The sequence below is a fragment of the Paenibacillus provencensis genome (assembly GCF_042678545.1).
GTDB lineage: Bacteria > Bacillota > Bacilli > Paenibacillales > Paenibacillaceae > Paenibacillus > Paenibacillus provencensis.
Genome location: NZ_JBHTKX010000001.1, coordinates 69,900 through 82,569, shown reverse-complemented (window position 1 = coordinate 82,569; position 12,670 = coordinate 69,900). Strand labels below are relative to the sequence as shown.

The window sequence follows — 12,670 nt, the reverse complement described above, 5'->3', positions numbered from 1 at the left end:
TTACATCTTCCTTCCCATATTGGTTTTTATTATTTTAATAGTTTCAAAATAATGCTCATAGTTTCTTTCCTTTAACAAACTTAAGTAAGTCAAAGCTTCATCCACACTAACCCACCAATTAATCTGATATTTGATATAGAAGGAATCACCATCCATTATCAAAGCATCAACTATAATTTTGTTAATATCACCAAGTTTGTATTTTCGAATGTGATTTAACCACATCTCTAAACTGCTTTTCCTATCTTCGTCAGCAACTACTTGCAATACTAACCACTCAATACCATTAACTCCTTGAGCAAGCTTGTCTCTTAATATTTCGTTTTCCAGTTCAAATGCTGCTTTGTTTGCCTTATACCACTTTGTGAATGGTTCAACCATGTTGCCCCTCCTATCAACTCGCCTCTGTACGTTCAAGCAATTCTCCAACTTCAACGTTAAAGTAGCCACACAGCTTGTCTATTGTGTCGAACTGAACACCTTTGCCCTTCTCATAGTACAAGGCAGTTAAGGTTGTGCGAGATATCCCCGTTTCGGCCGCAACCTCTTTCAAAGAATGCATTCTTTTTTTTGCCATTACTACAGCTAAATTAACTCTGACCATTTATATCACCTCCTTATCATTTTGTTCACTTCATTGTATTTTTGTTCAATAATCTGAACAATTTCAATATAACATTGAATATTTTTACAGTCAACCAAAATTTTTCAGATTTCTTTATCATTTGTTCAAAGTACGCTACAATAGGCACTGAGGTGTATACAAATGATAAAATGTAACCTTGCTGAAATCCTTGCGAGGAAAGGTCTAAAAATAAAGGATGTTGCAAAGCATACTGGAATCTCTAGAACCACTCTTACTGCGTTAAGTTATAATCATGGTAAAGGTGTTCAATTTGATACCATGGATCAAATTTGCGAATTTTTAGATATTGATCCTGGAGAGCTTTTCACTTTTTACAAATTTAGACTGGTAGTAAATAATGTTGAGAAATCTTCAATCCTTGATACCTATCTTTTAGATTGTGAGATAGTTGTTAATTCTGATGTTTACAAAGGATATATTTTCGCGGGATACATTTCTAAAACAAATAAGTTTGCAGTGGTAATTCCGATTTCATTGTTAAACAAACTTGAAGAAGTACCAAACAATGTTTTGGTAGATCAAGTTTTTCAGTTTTATCAACGAACACTTTATGAGAAGGATATTAAATCAGCCGAGACAGAACTGGCTATTTTTCATGGCAGCGAAGAAGCTTTCCTTAAAATTAAGGACCCTCTATTATGAGAGGTCCTTTTTTGATCTGTAATTACTATTATGGTCACAAATCTATTATTTCAAACCTATCAATCTAGCAATTTTTTCGGCCAGAAAACAAAAGGCGACCTCCCAATCTCAATTAAGAGAATGGGAGCCCGCCAAATCAAAGCTCATGCAACCGTACTAGTTACTATATTGTTATGTGGATCATATCATGATCATTTAATCATTTCAATAATCTTTATTTGCGTCCCTCATGGTATAATATGGTTGTACAACTCAATTTGTGGTGGGTATACACGACCTCTGAGAGGAGGTGATGTGTATGAACTTCTCTTTTCAAGATATAATCGTCTTTGCAGCTTTCGTGCTTGCATTGTTGACATATATCGAGCAAAAAAAGAAGTAACCCGCCACAGGTTGACGGCCTGACGGGTTACTTTGTTCATTCTTATGAGGAGGTTTCCCACCACAAACGTTGTACTGAGAGCAGCTGGCCGGCTGCTCTTATTTCTATTCTTATCATACATTAACCAAATTATGACTGCAAGATACATATGCGCAGATGTCTGCGTATTTCAAATCGGTAGACGTCTGCCGCTTTACCCTTCAAGTGCAGCCAGTTGAGATTCGAGATCGGATAGTTCTTTTTCTTGCGTCGATAATCTCTCTGTCGTCTCTTGTACAACTTTCAATATTATTCCATACTGTGTTCTTGCTAATCCAACTTCTGATTTATCAGCATCAGCTTTGACCTTTAACTCCTCAGCTTGCTTTGATAGATTGGTTAACTCTGATTTTGTATTCTCTATTGTTCCTTTTTGATTGACTATATTATTTTTAAGATTGGTTATCTGTTCTTCTATCTTTAATTGTTCTTGTTCGGCCTGAGCAATATCCGCAACGCTCATTTCAACTGCACCACCTGACTTGTTATAAGTTACTGTTCCGCCAACACCATTAGTGATTTCACGTACAGGTGCATAGCTTTTCCCTTGTACAATAATGGTTTGTCCTACGACTTCACCGTTTATCTTAAGGTCTGCTTGACCATCTATCTTCTTACCAATTAAGCTTACACCTGCTCCGAAGGCTTGCAAAGAAACCATCATTACTGCTCCAGCTATGAAACCAGCTACTGCTTTTTTCATCATCCACACACCCCTGTTAGATTTTGCCATCATTATAGCATCTAATTTTGTGTATGGGAATGCGCTGGTACACCCATCCAGGTTACTGTTCCACCGTCTGCGGTCCTTAACTGTGTACCAATTGGTATGCCTCCGTTGGCAGATCCTGATGTACCAGTAGAAACATTTTTATTCGCCTTTGAATCTAGCTCTTGTTGTAGATTTCGGCCGGACGTATTTTTCAAGTAACTCCACCCGTATACCAATACTGCATTTGCAAATAACTCTATTGTATTCAAAGTTGAAATATTTATATTTGCATCATTACTAGTCACTGCAAGTGCATTAGCATCAATATCATACGAAATATATGCAACTCCTGATGGTGTTTCAAACTTGATTGTAGGAGAGAACCCACTAGTTGGCGTGAATATCTGAATAAAATTATTAGCCGAGGCATACGCCCCGAACAAATTCTCGGTAGAGTCTAATTCCGCCCTAGGATAGCTATTATAGCGTGTAGCAATGTAGGATCCATAAATCTCCACGGACTCTATTAAACCAGCTGTAATGTGCCCTAGATTGGCTGAGATGGCGGATAATTCATTTACGTTCATCTTATCCGCTGTGATTGTGCCTGCTTCGATGACTTTTGCATTTAACGATCGAATATTTAATGTATCAAGGTTGAGTAGCAATTGGCGTAGACGTTGAACAAGATCATTCACTTTAATAGTTACGTCATCGAAGTTAGCATAAGGCGGAAGACCGCCGAAGTCAGGAACAGGTGACATTAGGATACCTCCTTATTTTTTTCTTTCTTTACGTTTTCGAGTTTAATTAAAGCGTCATTAATGTCTTCGAAGTCACCATAATATACAGATTTGTACTTCACTCGCCATTTTTTAATGGCTTTTTGGTAACTGATATAACGGTATCCGCTTGTGTTGTTGCCTCTAGGTTTTTCCGGATCCTGCAGATCCACTTCCTCTTTTTTGTCGTTATTCAAATATTCGTATGAACCCGGCATAAGATTAGCCCTCATTTTAATTGCTTCGGCCTTAGCTTCATCGAATGTTTTGAAATAACGAGAGTAGTAAGGTTTTTTATTAACTCTTATCATCGCATAGTACAGGTTGCTTCTTTTATCAAGGTAGACATTTTTAGGGTTTGATTGATTTTGCATGTTGGTGGTTTCATCGACCGATCGCAAATTGCACTTTCTATTATCAAGCGTGTTGTGATTAATATGATCTACGATCTCGCCTGGTTTTGCATCCATTAAAAATCGATGAAGCCTTACTTTCTTTTGCTTCTTTTTCCCTAAATAAAAACTCCCATAAACATAGTTTTCATATAAATACCACGACGTATTTATTGCAAGGAGTTTTGGCAAATCCACAGTGTCTATAAGAGTTTCCTTAATGTCGTTCGTTAAAAATATGGCCGTTACATTACCACGGATTTCATACTTATTTTTCATTGTTAACACACTCCTGAAACTCTTGAATCTTTTTAGTAAGCAATGTGCACAAATCGGTATAAGTAGGTTTTTTCTTTGTCCCTGAAAGAACTTGATTAATCCGTTTCACTTGAACTTCTGATAGCAATTTTTCGTAGTCCATCATGACAACCTCCTGTTATTGGAGGCAACACCTTTCATTGATGTTTATCATGTTGTATAATTCTATGTAGGGCGCTGCCCGAGTGAAACCGTTCCTTACACGTCTGCCAGGACACAGGAACGGTTTTTATTTTTTGTTTTTGTCGAAACCTTTTCTTGCCAACTCATACAATGCAGCTATCCAAGTTGAGATTCCATTTTCCTTCCGGTATTCCTCTACCATCTTATCGATTTCCTCTGGTACTGTAATTGATGTTCTACGTGGTATAATATCACCGCCTAGTGTTTTATACACCAAATATACACCAAATTAACACCAATGTCAATGCATTACAGGTAGTATTCTGCTATATCGCTGAACCTCTTGGATGGTCACTGGTCCAGTACCAGAGAGCCGATACGAATAATAATTACACAAAGGCACCGTATCCAAAGGAACGATTAAATTCTTGTTTTGTGTCGCTCCACTCACGGAGATCGGATCATATTCTATTTGATACCATTCAGTACCATCATCCCTTGGTGAAACCTCAACTTTGAGGGTTGATCCTGATGGGAAATAGCCCAGCATATGCAGCTCAAAAAGCTCCTTCTCAGCTTCTTTAATCCCTTCATCGAATGGGCGGCTTTGAACCATCCACGGGATGGATTGACCTGAGTCTGTCGTACCGTCGTTCATTTTGTAAGTTTGCCCAGATGTATCACCGCAGTAACTTACACCGTTCATTGTTAGTCCCCAGGTCAGATTCGGCAAGTTTGCGCTGTAAGGCAGCCATTGTTTGTATTCATAGTCATAAACCAAGCACATATTTGGAATTGTATTGCTTCCGGTAGGTATGCAAAGGTAGTACCTCCGGCTAGTGCTAAAAGCAAAACTATTTTTTATAGCGGCTTTGTTAATCTTCTTTAAGTATCCTCTGATTGGACTTCCTACGCCTCTTGCGGCGTCACCAGCCCCGATATATACGTCATCCATACCTAACCACATTAGATAGGGACCGACTTCACTAAGCGTCTTAGAAGCAACGCAGCCTATATTTTCTGATACTTGAACTAAGCGATAGGTAATTTCAGAGTTACCCGTATGATAGATGATGGCAAATGAATCTTCTTTAAAAACCCATATCGAACCACCGAACGAATATAGCCCAGTAATAGGGCCTCCTGATGCTGTGTAATACTGAACGACTCCACTGTTTTCCGGGCTTTCAAAATCAAGAGCATCTTGGAAAGCTGAGTAATAAACGTAGTCCTCTTCTCCGTCCTTCCCAGCCACGTAGGCGCGTAGATTATCTGTGGTGATATATTTCCCCTTTGGCATTTGGGAAATGGATGAGAGAGAAGTTCCGTTCCAGTAGTAACCTCCATTTGTGGGGTTTACCATCAACAATGCCTGTCCATTCACATCGAAGTTTGCGGCGCTCCACTCCACATTGGCATATGAACCGGAAATATCGGTCCATGTTGTTCCGCTGCTGTTATATTGGAGTTTTGTGCCGACAGCACGGACTAGATACTTGTTTCCAAAACTGGTCAACAGATTAGTCTTTGCCCCTCCTGAACTCCCGTAGTTCGTTCTGCCTGATCGAACTTGAATCGCTGGAAAGTTCTCGAAGTCAAAACCATATCCATCAATAACAGTGTTTTCATCAACAAAAAAAGGACTGTTTTCTGTATTCAGCCCTTTTGAAAAGTTATTCCCTTGTCTTACGGTTCTATTTTTAATTTGCCTCCATTGAGCCATCTAATCACCATCCATTTATGATGTACCCTCTACTATGATTTCGAAATGTCTGAGTAGAAGTCGGCTGTACAAACTCCGGTTCTTTTAGCTTTCTCGACCATAAAACATCAGCTATCTTTTCTTGATACTCCATATCAAAATTAGTTTTCATATCCGCATCTTTCCGAGCCCCAGCGATCCGCTTGAGTACGCCAAGCTTAAGGATTTCTTGATACTTCACCGGGAGATCCGGTTCAAGATTCATTGTTGCCTCTGTAACCTCTGTTGGCTCTGCATCGCAATAAATATAAACATTCATATCTCCCGGAACTCCTCCCGGATAATCAAGGTACATCACATCAGATACAATCGTGTACCATGGACCAGCTGGAGCATACACATTGTCATCGTTTCGCCGCATAGGAACTTCCCGGAATGTTGGATCAGGGGATGAAGAATTGATCTGCATACTGACTACTTTAATTTTGGTGAAGTCGAATCCTTCAGGGAATGGATAATAACTGTTATCCTCTACCGTCACAAATGCATATGGTTCTGAATCTATTTCAAGTACGTCAAATAACTCGCGTTGCTCTTCATTAAGCCAAACCAGCTTTTGAGCATTTGTGAATGTATTTCGGTAACGGAGATTGATATCAGATACCAAGTCTGTTACTGTAGCCACTCATATCACTCCCTTATTAAAGAGTAAATAAAAAATCTGCAATCATTATGCGTTAGCACTATATGAAACCTGATACCAGATTGATCCGTCGCACAATAGCGTTAATACATGTCTGTTTAAAGCGTTTATGTTATTCCCACCGTTTAACCTTATGTTTCCTGTGCCGTGATTTATGGTTACGGAAGAAGTAAAATTAAGCATGATTTGTCTTCCTCGTCTTGATGCTGTAATTGTTGAAATAGCTGTTGAACCTGTTATAAAGAACGCGTCTCCACCTTCAGGTAAGTTCAATGTAGTTGCAGAAGCAATGATATCGCCATCAGCAGAACCTATGTCATAGTCGATAACACCTCGACCAATCATATATCTTTTATTTGAGGCGAAGAGAAAATTACCTAATGTATTTCCCTGAACATATGTCGCCCCTGAAACTACGGTCCTGGTTCCGGTTTCCTCAATCCCGTATCGTGAGTTTGAATTAATTTGACAGTCTGAAATTTGTGTTTTGGCAGATCCTGTGAATATACCACTTCCACCATTCCCGTAAATAGAGGAGTTAGAAATGATGACACCAGCCGCTGGCACACGTACCAAAATCCCGTGGTTAACGTTGCCATATATTTCAGCGTTGGATATCTTAGCATAGACTTTATTCGATCCAGGGTCGATATTGATGCCGTATACACCATTGTTTTTCGCTACAATGTTACTCATATTTACTTTAGTGAATTGAGTAGCTGTGGCCGAGCCGTCTGCTATATAAAAACCAGAATCACCATTATTTTCAGCGTAACAGTTTGAAACGGTCATTTCAGTCAAAAGTGAGGTGACTGTATGATTGCCTTGAAATAAAAAACCATCAGCTCCATTAGATATAGATACACAACTATCAACAGTTACTCTGACCCCTCGAATATTCAACCCTTTATCTACATTGCCTGAAGCGAAACATTTGATGAAAACCGAATCCTCACAATACTTTATATCCAGTCCATCGTGCGTATCTCCACCTACACCATCACCGTTATCTAGAAAATAACAGTTTTCAACATATAGATTCTTCTGATTACCATTGATCGGACCACCAGGGAATGCCTGAAAAGCTAACCCATAACCCGTCGCGTTTCTAAAAACACAATTTCTGATAGTCACATATTCGCAATTGTTTATCGCTACAGCTGAAGAAGCAGTAACCTTAGCAGAATTTACTTTGTTTCCATCAAAGATAATACCTTCAATTCCAAAATTTTTAATGACTACCCCTGACATCTGCCCCATTGTTCCTAGAAGCTGACCATCTACTCCGTCTGGTAATTTTAATGTTACAGACCCAAACGAAGCGATCATAGTTACGTTACTTTTCGCATCAAGATTACGAGCTCGATAAACCCCTGCCGGGAAATAGACAACACCACCTACAATAGATGCAGCATTTATAGCTTTTTGAATTGCTGTAGTGTCATTAGTAATACCATCTCCCTTTGCGCCGAACTCCTTGACATTAAACACAAGATCACTGCGAGGAGGGCTGCCGATCTGTACAATCTCTCTCTCATATCCACCTACAAACTTTGCGTTATCCCCGAAATAGTAGATATTCTCGTCATTGTTGATGTGCCGAATGTAATATTCACCGGCTGGAAAGAATATTGCGGTTCTACCCTCTGAGTTTGCTAGATTTACCAACGCCTGCAACTGATTGGTGTAGTCAGTTCCATCAGCATAGATACCGTAGTTCTGTACGTTGTAAAATACGTTTCCCCAATTTTGGATGTTTGTTAATGTATCCCCAAGCTTTGCGCTAGTCAGAGAGCTTACTTTGTGCATTGGACTTGCCATGGTCTCACCACCTATTCCTCTAATACTTCGATGACAAATTCATTTTCGCGCTCTTCGACCATTTGCCAACTTGATGCAGTAGTATCAGGCCGGTACGGATCTTCTTCCTTCCCACTGCCTATGCGTTGGACCGTAATCTCGTTACTCATCATAGCGCCTCCACTCTAAAGTTATCGATGCTTGATGATGGAGTGTTCCTTACCCCTATACCATGTTTAGTGGCGGTAAGGTTAAATGCTTCTGTGACGCTCATAGCCTGCGTTCCGTTAATCAAGACCACAATGGAAGATCCATCTAAGTTAACTGTAATTTCATCACCTGCAGCAGGCGCTCTTGATACTGTCGCTATTGATGTCTGTGCGTTATCTACGACTCGAAGAATTTGATAATTGCTCGATCCTTGGTTCGATTGAACAAAAATCATGTTGGTGGCATCGGTCACTCGAAACGCTATCCTAGTGATTACTGAATTTGTTGCAAGAGTCGCTTTAATGACACAGTTTGATATACCTGAATCAACAACAGCTGTATTTGTGGTTCCAGCAGCAGTTATAAGCTGAGCAGTATTTCCTACGATGCCAAACACACCGGACAACGCTTGCCACGCTTGGCCAGTATCAGCAGTACCCAACGAAGTATTGTTATCTGCTCGATTGAATGTATCCGATACAACCAACTTGCTTTTGGATACTACTAGCAAGCCTGTCCCTATTCCTATACCGATTCCTAAAGTAGTCATCAGTAAACCGCCACAATTCCGGTGGCAGTTGTTCCAGTTGCCATGACTCTAATTGCAGATATCGGATGGATCATGCCGCCTGCAATGGATGTGAATGTAACGTCTGTGCCGTCTGACATGATAACTCTCAAGTTGCCGCTACCAGCCACATATATCCCTTTTGTAAAGCTCATACCTGTAGGCAAAGCGATGTTTAGTGTGTCGCTTGGAGTTACTGGAAAACCACCTTGTCCACTTGCATCAACTCTCTGGGCCATTCTTATTCCTCCTTTGTTTTGGTTCTTTCGGAATTAGTTCAAGCTGCTCCGGTTCATTTTCGTCTTCTGGTTTCAGGAGTTTGTTGAGATTATCGTTTAATTCGCTCAACAGTTTGACTTGCTGTCGTTGTAAGTCCAGTAATTCGTTTTTATAGCGCTGATCAGGCGTAAGCCCCTCGTAATGATTCATAGTGCCCTCCTATGGAAAAAGAGAGAGGTTACCCCTCTCCCTTCTCTTTCATCAACCCATTGTCACGCAACGTATTAACCATGAGATTCCACAGCCGCGTGCTTTCCCGCTCTGCATCCGTTGCTTTTGGATTGTTTCGCATGGTAGGTACATACTCGATCTTATCCTTTTGAGTCTGCTCCCCAAGAGACCCGATCGACCACTTGATTTCCTTCATGGTCTAGACCCTCCGTTTCACAACAACGCCCCATGCACCTGATGCAAGATCCTTTGTCGCAGTATTTGCATTGAAGAGCGATATCTTGATCGTATTCGCTGCAGATGGAGAAGCTTGGTACATGACTCCATCCGTATCATACGGCGGATATAGCTCCACAGAGTCCCCAAGGGCAACACCGCTCACTGTAATAGCGGAAGATACAGCGAATGTACCAGTTGCTAAAGATGGCGGATCAAATGTAATCGTGGTTGAAGCAATAATCTGCGGAAGCGTAGCTGATCCGGATCCTGTTGCGAATCCATCAGCTCGAACGATTCCCTTCCCTTCTTCGCCTGCCGTGCCACGAAAATCAACTCCTGGCATGTGTACACATCCTTTCTTAATTAGAAAAAGGGCTGAATCTCAGCCCGTTATTGTCCTGTAGAACCTACGATACCGCGAACATCCTCTACGGCTGTGGAGTGACGGAAGTAACCATCCCATACCCAAGCCATGTTATCCGTCATGTATGGACGACGGCGGAACTCAACCGGTACTCTCCAGTAATGCTGCATTTGGTGTCGGTTAGCTTGCAAGAACCAGGCATCCTCGTTTTGAGTGTAGAGCAAATCAACTATCTGCATGCTTGGAAGTGTGTTTTTGTCATTGTTCGCGGTACCGGATTTCAAAGCAGACTCAAGAATCTCAGCTGCAGTGAATTGATACACTTGGTTGACCAACAATCGAGATGGACGCTGAGCAATCTGTTTACCCGCCTCGTCCTTTTGAGTCCGCAATAAAGTAATGGCTTGTTTCACGGTTGCATCTGCAAGAGGACCATTAACCTTATTGGACCACGTACCGCCTTGTGGTCCGCGGTATGGATGCGCATCTGAGATCAATGGCACGCCATCATATACATTCTCTGTAAAAGCGTTGTCCAGAACCTTAGCACATTCAGTTTCAACGGTATCACGAGCTCCATGACCGGCATCACGAGTCATGTTCTCGACTTCATTGAATTTGAAGTCATCATAAAGTTCACGAGACATCTCAACTTGGATTGCCCAAGGATCATGGTCAGTGATAATCAAGTCTGCTGGCTTAAAGTTTTGTTTCTCGATGTTTGCCAGCTCACCTTTTGGTGTCCACTTACCAGTACCAGCGTAACGCTGTACAACCTCAGCATATTGATTGGATGTCTTATCATTGAGATAAAGAGACCATTGTTCTGGCTCTTCGTCATATGCCTCAAAGAACACCTTATCAATTTTCTTAAGAAATACGTCTTGGAACTGTTGGGTTTGCATTGGATTTCCAGCCATTTATTTTCACTCCCGTTATTAGTTTAGATTAGCCAAAGATTTGATTTGCACGAGACACAACGACGTCAACCGTCAATTTGGTGTTGTCGTAGTCATAAACCTGCATCATGCCGCCAGTTGTGTCATCTGGGTTGACTGTCGTCGGATTGGAGATATCAAACTTAGTAACGTATTTATCAGCTTGAGTAAATGTTTTCTTTGTTCCGGCATTAGAGAAGTTAACACGGATAATCACGTCACGCACCAGTACGACCGGCAGCTTCTTGTTTGTCTCACCTGCAGCTGTTGTAATGTTGCCATTAGCGATACCTACGATCGTAGTGGATGCCGCTTCCGCCACCTCAAGCAGTTTGGTAGTAGGATCAACCTGTACCAGATCCCCATGTTTGATTGATTGGCTTGCTGCTACAAAGAAATAGTCAACATCCGGATTGTTATTGCCATTCATTAGGCTTTTAACGAATTGAGCCATTCAAAACCCTCCTATTTTCTTTTCTTTTGTCGATATTCGTTAATGTTTTTCGCTTCAAAGCTCATTAGCTCACGAACTTCTTTCTCGCTCATTCCCATGCGTTTAGCCTCAGCCAAAACATTCGATGGGATGGCTTGCTCTGTGCTCGCTGCTGTCGGATTGTCCTTGGCAACCACACGGGATCGACGCTGCATTGCATTGCGTTGTTCAGCCTCACGTTTCATCTGTTTGGCACGATTCTCGCCACCCAGCGCCCAATAAGCCTGTGATACAGTCAATGTACCGTTTGACTTGGAGACCATCTCGGAAATGTCTTTCTTCATGCTGATGATTCCCGGAAAGTCTGGATTGTCACGAAGATCATTGATCTCATTTGCCAATCGAAGCTCTTGAAGCTCCCTTTGAAGTTGTTGTTGCTGGATATCTGCTTGACGTTTCTGCATCTGATCGTTGATGTACCATTGTGTTTGCTCTTGGTCCCACCCATTGAAATCAGCCATCTGTTGAGCTTGAGCTGAGACTTCTTGCTGCATACGCTGTTGCTCCAGGTACTCCTCAATCTTTTCAGGGTCGCCACCAAGCTTTTGAATAACGCTGTTGTGCTTTGAGTACTTTTCCTCATACTGTTTACCGAGTTCTTCCTCTAGCTTGCGTCTCTCACGCTCTAAGCGCCTCTCAAATGCTGTTTTCTCCTTTGGAGATAGTTCTGGAACATCTTCCTCGAAAACGTCTGTATCAAGCTCTGAGTTGTCCTCGAACTGTTCCTCATTATCATCAAGGTCAATGTCCTGTTCTTCGATTACTTCCTCATCAGGTACATCGACCGTTTGTTGTACAGCGGCATCCTGTACTTCTGCGGTTTCTTCCGCAAATTCGCCCGAATTGTTTCTAAATTCCTCAAGTGTTGGCATTTCATATCCTCCTTTTTGTACGACGGCATCAACGTACTATCGCCCGATCCCGGACTATTCCCGGTAGGTCAGCCCAAAGGCAATGAGAAAAGGCCGAAGGATTCTCACCCGCGGCCTGTTAAATCGTTATATCTTCACCAATCAAATACCATTTGTCATCGCTGCGTATCATTAACGGTTTGTTACAATCAGCACAGTGCCATACATCACCATCTTGCAGCGCATCTATATGTACCGATTGGAACCTGTCACAACAAAATAGCAAATGACCGTATCCTTCTGAATTGTCAGAGCTTAGTGTGACTTTGATCGCTT

19 protein-coding genes are annotated in these 12,670 nt (G+C 41.4%); 1 reads left to right on the top strand and 18 read right to left on the bottom strand.

Features of this window, described 5'->3' with window-relative positions:
- A complete protein-coding gene (locus ACFQ3J_RS00460; RefSeq protein ID WP_379292262.1) occupies positions 1-381 on the bottom strand; it encodes a hypothetical protein in 381 nt (126 codons plus the stop codon).
- A 13-nt stretch (positions 382-394) separates the two neighbouring features.
- Positions 395-604, bottom strand: coding sequence for a helix-turn-helix domain-containing protein (locus ACFQ3J_RS00455; protein WP_379292261.1), 210 nt, complete (start codon positions 602-604; stop codon positions 395-397).
- Between the two features lie 162 nt (positions 605-766).
- On the opposite strand from ACFQ3J_RS00455, the gene ACFQ3J_RS00450 reads away from it, so the two are divergent.
- Entirely contained in the window at positions 767-1,288 is a 522-nt protein-coding gene (locus ACFQ3J_RS00450; RefSeq protein WP_379292260.1) for a helix-turn-helix domain-containing protein, read from the top strand.
- A gap of 575 nt (positions 1,289-1,863) precedes the next feature.
- Here the strand turns inward: ACFQ3J_RS00450 and ACFQ3J_RS00445 are convergent.
- From ACFQ3J_RS00445 to ACFQ3J_RS00370, 16 genes are all read right to left on the bottom strand, one after another.
- Positions 1,864-2,415: a hypothetical protein gene (locus tag ACFQ3J_RS00445; protein WP_251584892.1), complete on the bottom strand. Its 552-nt coding sequence runs from the start codon at positions 2,413-2,415 to the stop codon at positions 1,864-1,866.
- A 38-nt stretch (positions 2,416-2,453) separates the two neighbouring features.
- Positions 2,454-3,185, bottom strand: coding sequence for a hypothetical protein (locus tag ACFQ3J_RS00440; RefSeq protein WP_251584894.1), 732 nt, complete (start codon positions 3,183-3,185; stop codon positions 2,454-2,456).
- Positions 3,185-3,874: a hypothetical protein gene (locus ACFQ3J_RS00435; RefSeq protein WP_251584896.1), complete on the bottom strand. Its 690-nt coding sequence runs from the start codon at positions 3,872-3,874 to the stop codon at positions 3,185-3,187. The genes ACFQ3J_RS00440 and ACFQ3J_RS00435 overlap by 1 nt, the downstream gene beginning before the upstream one ends.
- Positions 3,864-4,019, bottom strand: a complete 156-nt coding sequence (locus ACFQ3J_RS00430) for a hypothetical protein (protein ID WP_251584898.1) — start codon at positions 4,017-4,019, stop codon at positions 3,864-3,866. Before ACFQ3J_RS00430 ends, ACFQ3J_RS00435 begins: the two co-directional genes overlap by 11 nt.
- A gap of 318 nt (positions 4,020-4,337) precedes the next feature.
- On the bottom strand, positions 4,338-5,759 hold the full coding sequence (locus ACFQ3J_RS00425; RefSeq protein WP_379292259.1) for a hypothetical protein: 1,422 nt from the start codon (positions 5,757-5,759) through the stop codon (positions 4,338-4,340).
- A gap of 4 nt (positions 5,760-5,763) precedes the next feature.
- Positions 5,764-6,423: a phage adaptor protein gene (locus tag ACFQ3J_RS00420; protein WP_251584902.1), complete on the bottom strand. Its 660-nt coding sequence runs from the start codon at positions 6,421-6,423 to the stop codon at positions 5,764-5,766.
- A gap of 45 nt (positions 6,424-6,468) precedes the next feature.
- Positions 6,469-8,262, bottom strand: coding sequence for a right-handed parallel beta-helix repeat-containing protein (locus tag ACFQ3J_RS00415; RefSeq protein ID WP_251584904.1), 1,794 nt, complete (start codon positions 8,260-8,262; stop codon positions 6,469-6,471).
- A gap of 11 nt (positions 8,263-8,273) precedes the next feature.
- Positions 8,274-8,414: a hypothetical protein gene (locus ACFQ3J_RS00410; protein WP_251584906.1), complete on the bottom strand. Its 141-nt coding sequence runs from the start codon at positions 8,412-8,414 to the stop codon at positions 8,274-8,276.
- On the bottom strand, positions 8,411-9,001 hold the full coding sequence (locus ACFQ3J_RS00405) for a hypothetical protein (protein WP_251584908.1): 591 nt from the start codon (positions 8,999-9,001) through the stop codon (positions 8,411-8,413). The genes ACFQ3J_RS00410 and ACFQ3J_RS00405 overlap by 4 nt, the downstream gene beginning before the upstream one ends.
- Positions 9,001-9,258, bottom strand: coding sequence for a spike base protein, RCAP_Rcc01079 family (locus tag ACFQ3J_RS00400; RefSeq protein WP_251584910.1), 258 nt, complete (start codon positions 9,256-9,258; stop codon positions 9,001-9,003). Before ACFQ3J_RS00400 ends, ACFQ3J_RS00405 begins: the two co-directional genes overlap by 1 nt.
- Complete coding sequence (locus tag ACFQ3J_RS00395; RefSeq protein WP_251584911.1) at positions 9,242-9,448, bottom strand: hypothetical protein; 207 nt, start codon at positions 9,446-9,448, stop codon at positions 9,242-9,244. Before ACFQ3J_RS00395 ends, ACFQ3J_RS00400 begins: the two co-directional genes overlap by 17 nt.
- A 28-nt stretch (positions 9,449-9,476) precedes the next feature.
- Positions 9,477-9,665 (bottom strand): hypothetical protein, encoded by a 189-nt coding sequence (locus tag ACFQ3J_RS00390; RefSeq protein WP_251584913.1) that lies wholly within the window; start codon positions 9,663-9,665, stop codon positions 9,477-9,479.
- A 3-nt stretch (positions 9,666-9,668) separates the two neighbouring features.
- Positions 9,669-10,031: a hypothetical protein gene (locus tag ACFQ3J_RS00385; RefSeq protein WP_251584915.1), complete on the bottom strand. Its 363-nt coding sequence runs from the start codon at positions 10,029-10,031 to the stop codon at positions 9,669-9,671.
- Positions 10,032-10,078: 47 nt separating this feature from the next.
- Entirely contained in the window at positions 10,079-10,972 is an 894-nt protein-coding gene (locus ACFQ3J_RS00380) for a Mu-like prophage major head subunit gpT family protein (protein WP_251584917.1), read from the bottom strand.
- Between the two features lie 28 nt (positions 10,973-11,000).
- Entirely contained in the window at positions 11,001-11,444 is a 444-nt protein-coding gene (locus ACFQ3J_RS00375; protein ID WP_251584919.1) for a hypothetical protein, read from the bottom strand.
- A gap of 11 nt (positions 11,445-11,455) precedes the next feature.
- Positions 11,456-12,355, bottom strand: a complete 900-nt coding sequence (locus ACFQ3J_RS00370; protein WP_251584921.1) for a hypothetical protein — start codon at positions 12,353-12,355, stop codon at positions 11,456-11,458.
- Positions 12,356-12,670: the final 315 nt, after the last annotated feature.

What these genes read in the sequence shown, in the direction of transcription:
- ACFQ3J_RS00460 (WP_379292262.1), bottom strand. Translation starts at nt 381, where the DNA reads ATGGTTGAACCATTCACAAAGTGGTATAAGGCAAACAAAGCAGCATTT.
- ACFQ3J_RS00455 (WP_379292261.1), bottom strand. Translation starts at nt 604, where the DNA reads ATGGTCAGAGTTAATTTAGCTGTAGTAATGGCAAAAAAAAGAATGCAT.
- ACFQ3J_RS00450 (WP_379292260.1), top strand. Translation starts at nt 767, where the DNA reads ATGATAAAATGTAACCTTGCTGAAATCCTTGCGAGGAAAGGTCTAAAA.
- ACFQ3J_RS00445 (WP_251584892.1), bottom strand. Translation starts at nt 2,415, where the DNA reads ATGATGAAAAAAGCAGTAGCTGGTTTCATAGCTGGAGCAGTAATGATG.
- ACFQ3J_RS00440 (WP_251584894.1), bottom strand. Translation starts at nt 3,185, where the DNA reads ATGTCACCTGTTCCTGACTTCGGCGGTCTTCCGCCTTATGCTAACTTC.
- ACFQ3J_RS00435 (WP_251584896.1), bottom strand. Translation starts at nt 3,874, where the DNA reads ATGAAAAATAAGTATGAAATCCGTGGTAATGTAACGGCCATATTTTTA.
- ACFQ3J_RS00430 (WP_251584898.1), bottom strand. Translation starts at nt 4,019, where the DNA reads ATGATGGACTACGAAAAATTGCTATCAGAAGTTCAAGTGAAACGGATT.
- ACFQ3J_RS00425 (WP_379292259.1), bottom strand. Translation starts at nt 5,759, where the DNA reads ATGGCTCAATGGAGGCAAATTAAAAATAGAACCGTAAGACAAGGGAAT.
- ACFQ3J_RS00415 (WP_251584904.1), bottom strand. Translation starts at nt 8,262, where the DNA reads ATGGCAAGTCCAATGCACAAAGTAAGCTCTCTGACTAGCGCAAAGCTT.
- ACFQ3J_RS00410 (WP_251584906.1), bottom strand. Translation starts at nt 8,414, where the DNA reads ATGATGAGTAACGAGATTACGGTCCAACGCATAGGCAGTGGGAAGGAA.
- ACFQ3J_RS00405 (WP_251584908.1), bottom strand. Translation starts at nt 9,001, where the DNA reads ATGACTACTTTAGGAATCGGTATAGGAATAGGGACAGGCTTGCTAGTA.
- ACFQ3J_RS00400 (WP_251584910.1), bottom strand. Translation starts at nt 9,258, where the DNA reads ATGGCCCAGAGAGTTGATGCAAGTGGACAAGGTGGTTTTCCAGTAACT.
- ACFQ3J_RS00395 (WP_251584911.1), bottom strand. Translation starts at nt 9,448, where the DNA reads ATGAATCATTACGAGGGGCTTACGCCTGATCAGCGCTATAAAAACGAA.
- ACFQ3J_RS00390 (WP_251584913.1), bottom strand. Translation starts at nt 9,665, where the DNA reads ATGAAGGAAATCAAGTGGTCGATCGGGTCTCTTGGGGAGCAGACTCAA.
- ACFQ3J_RS00385 (WP_251584915.1), bottom strand. Translation starts at nt 10,031, where the DNA reads ATGCCAGGAGTTGATTTTCGTGGCACGGCAGGCGAAGAAGGGAAGGGA.
- ACFQ3J_RS00380 (WP_251584917.1), bottom strand. Translation starts at nt 10,972, where the DNA reads ATGGCTGGAAATCCAATGCAAACCCAACAGTTCCAAGACGTATTTCTT.
- ACFQ3J_RS00375 (WP_251584919.1), bottom strand. Translation starts at nt 11,444, where the DNA reads ATGGCTCAATTCGTTAAAAGCCTAATGAATGGCAATAACAATCCGGAT.
- ACFQ3J_RS00370 (WP_251584921.1), bottom strand. Translation starts at nt 12,355, where the DNA reads ATGCCAACACTTGAGGAATTTAGAAACAATTCGGGCGAATTTGCGGAA.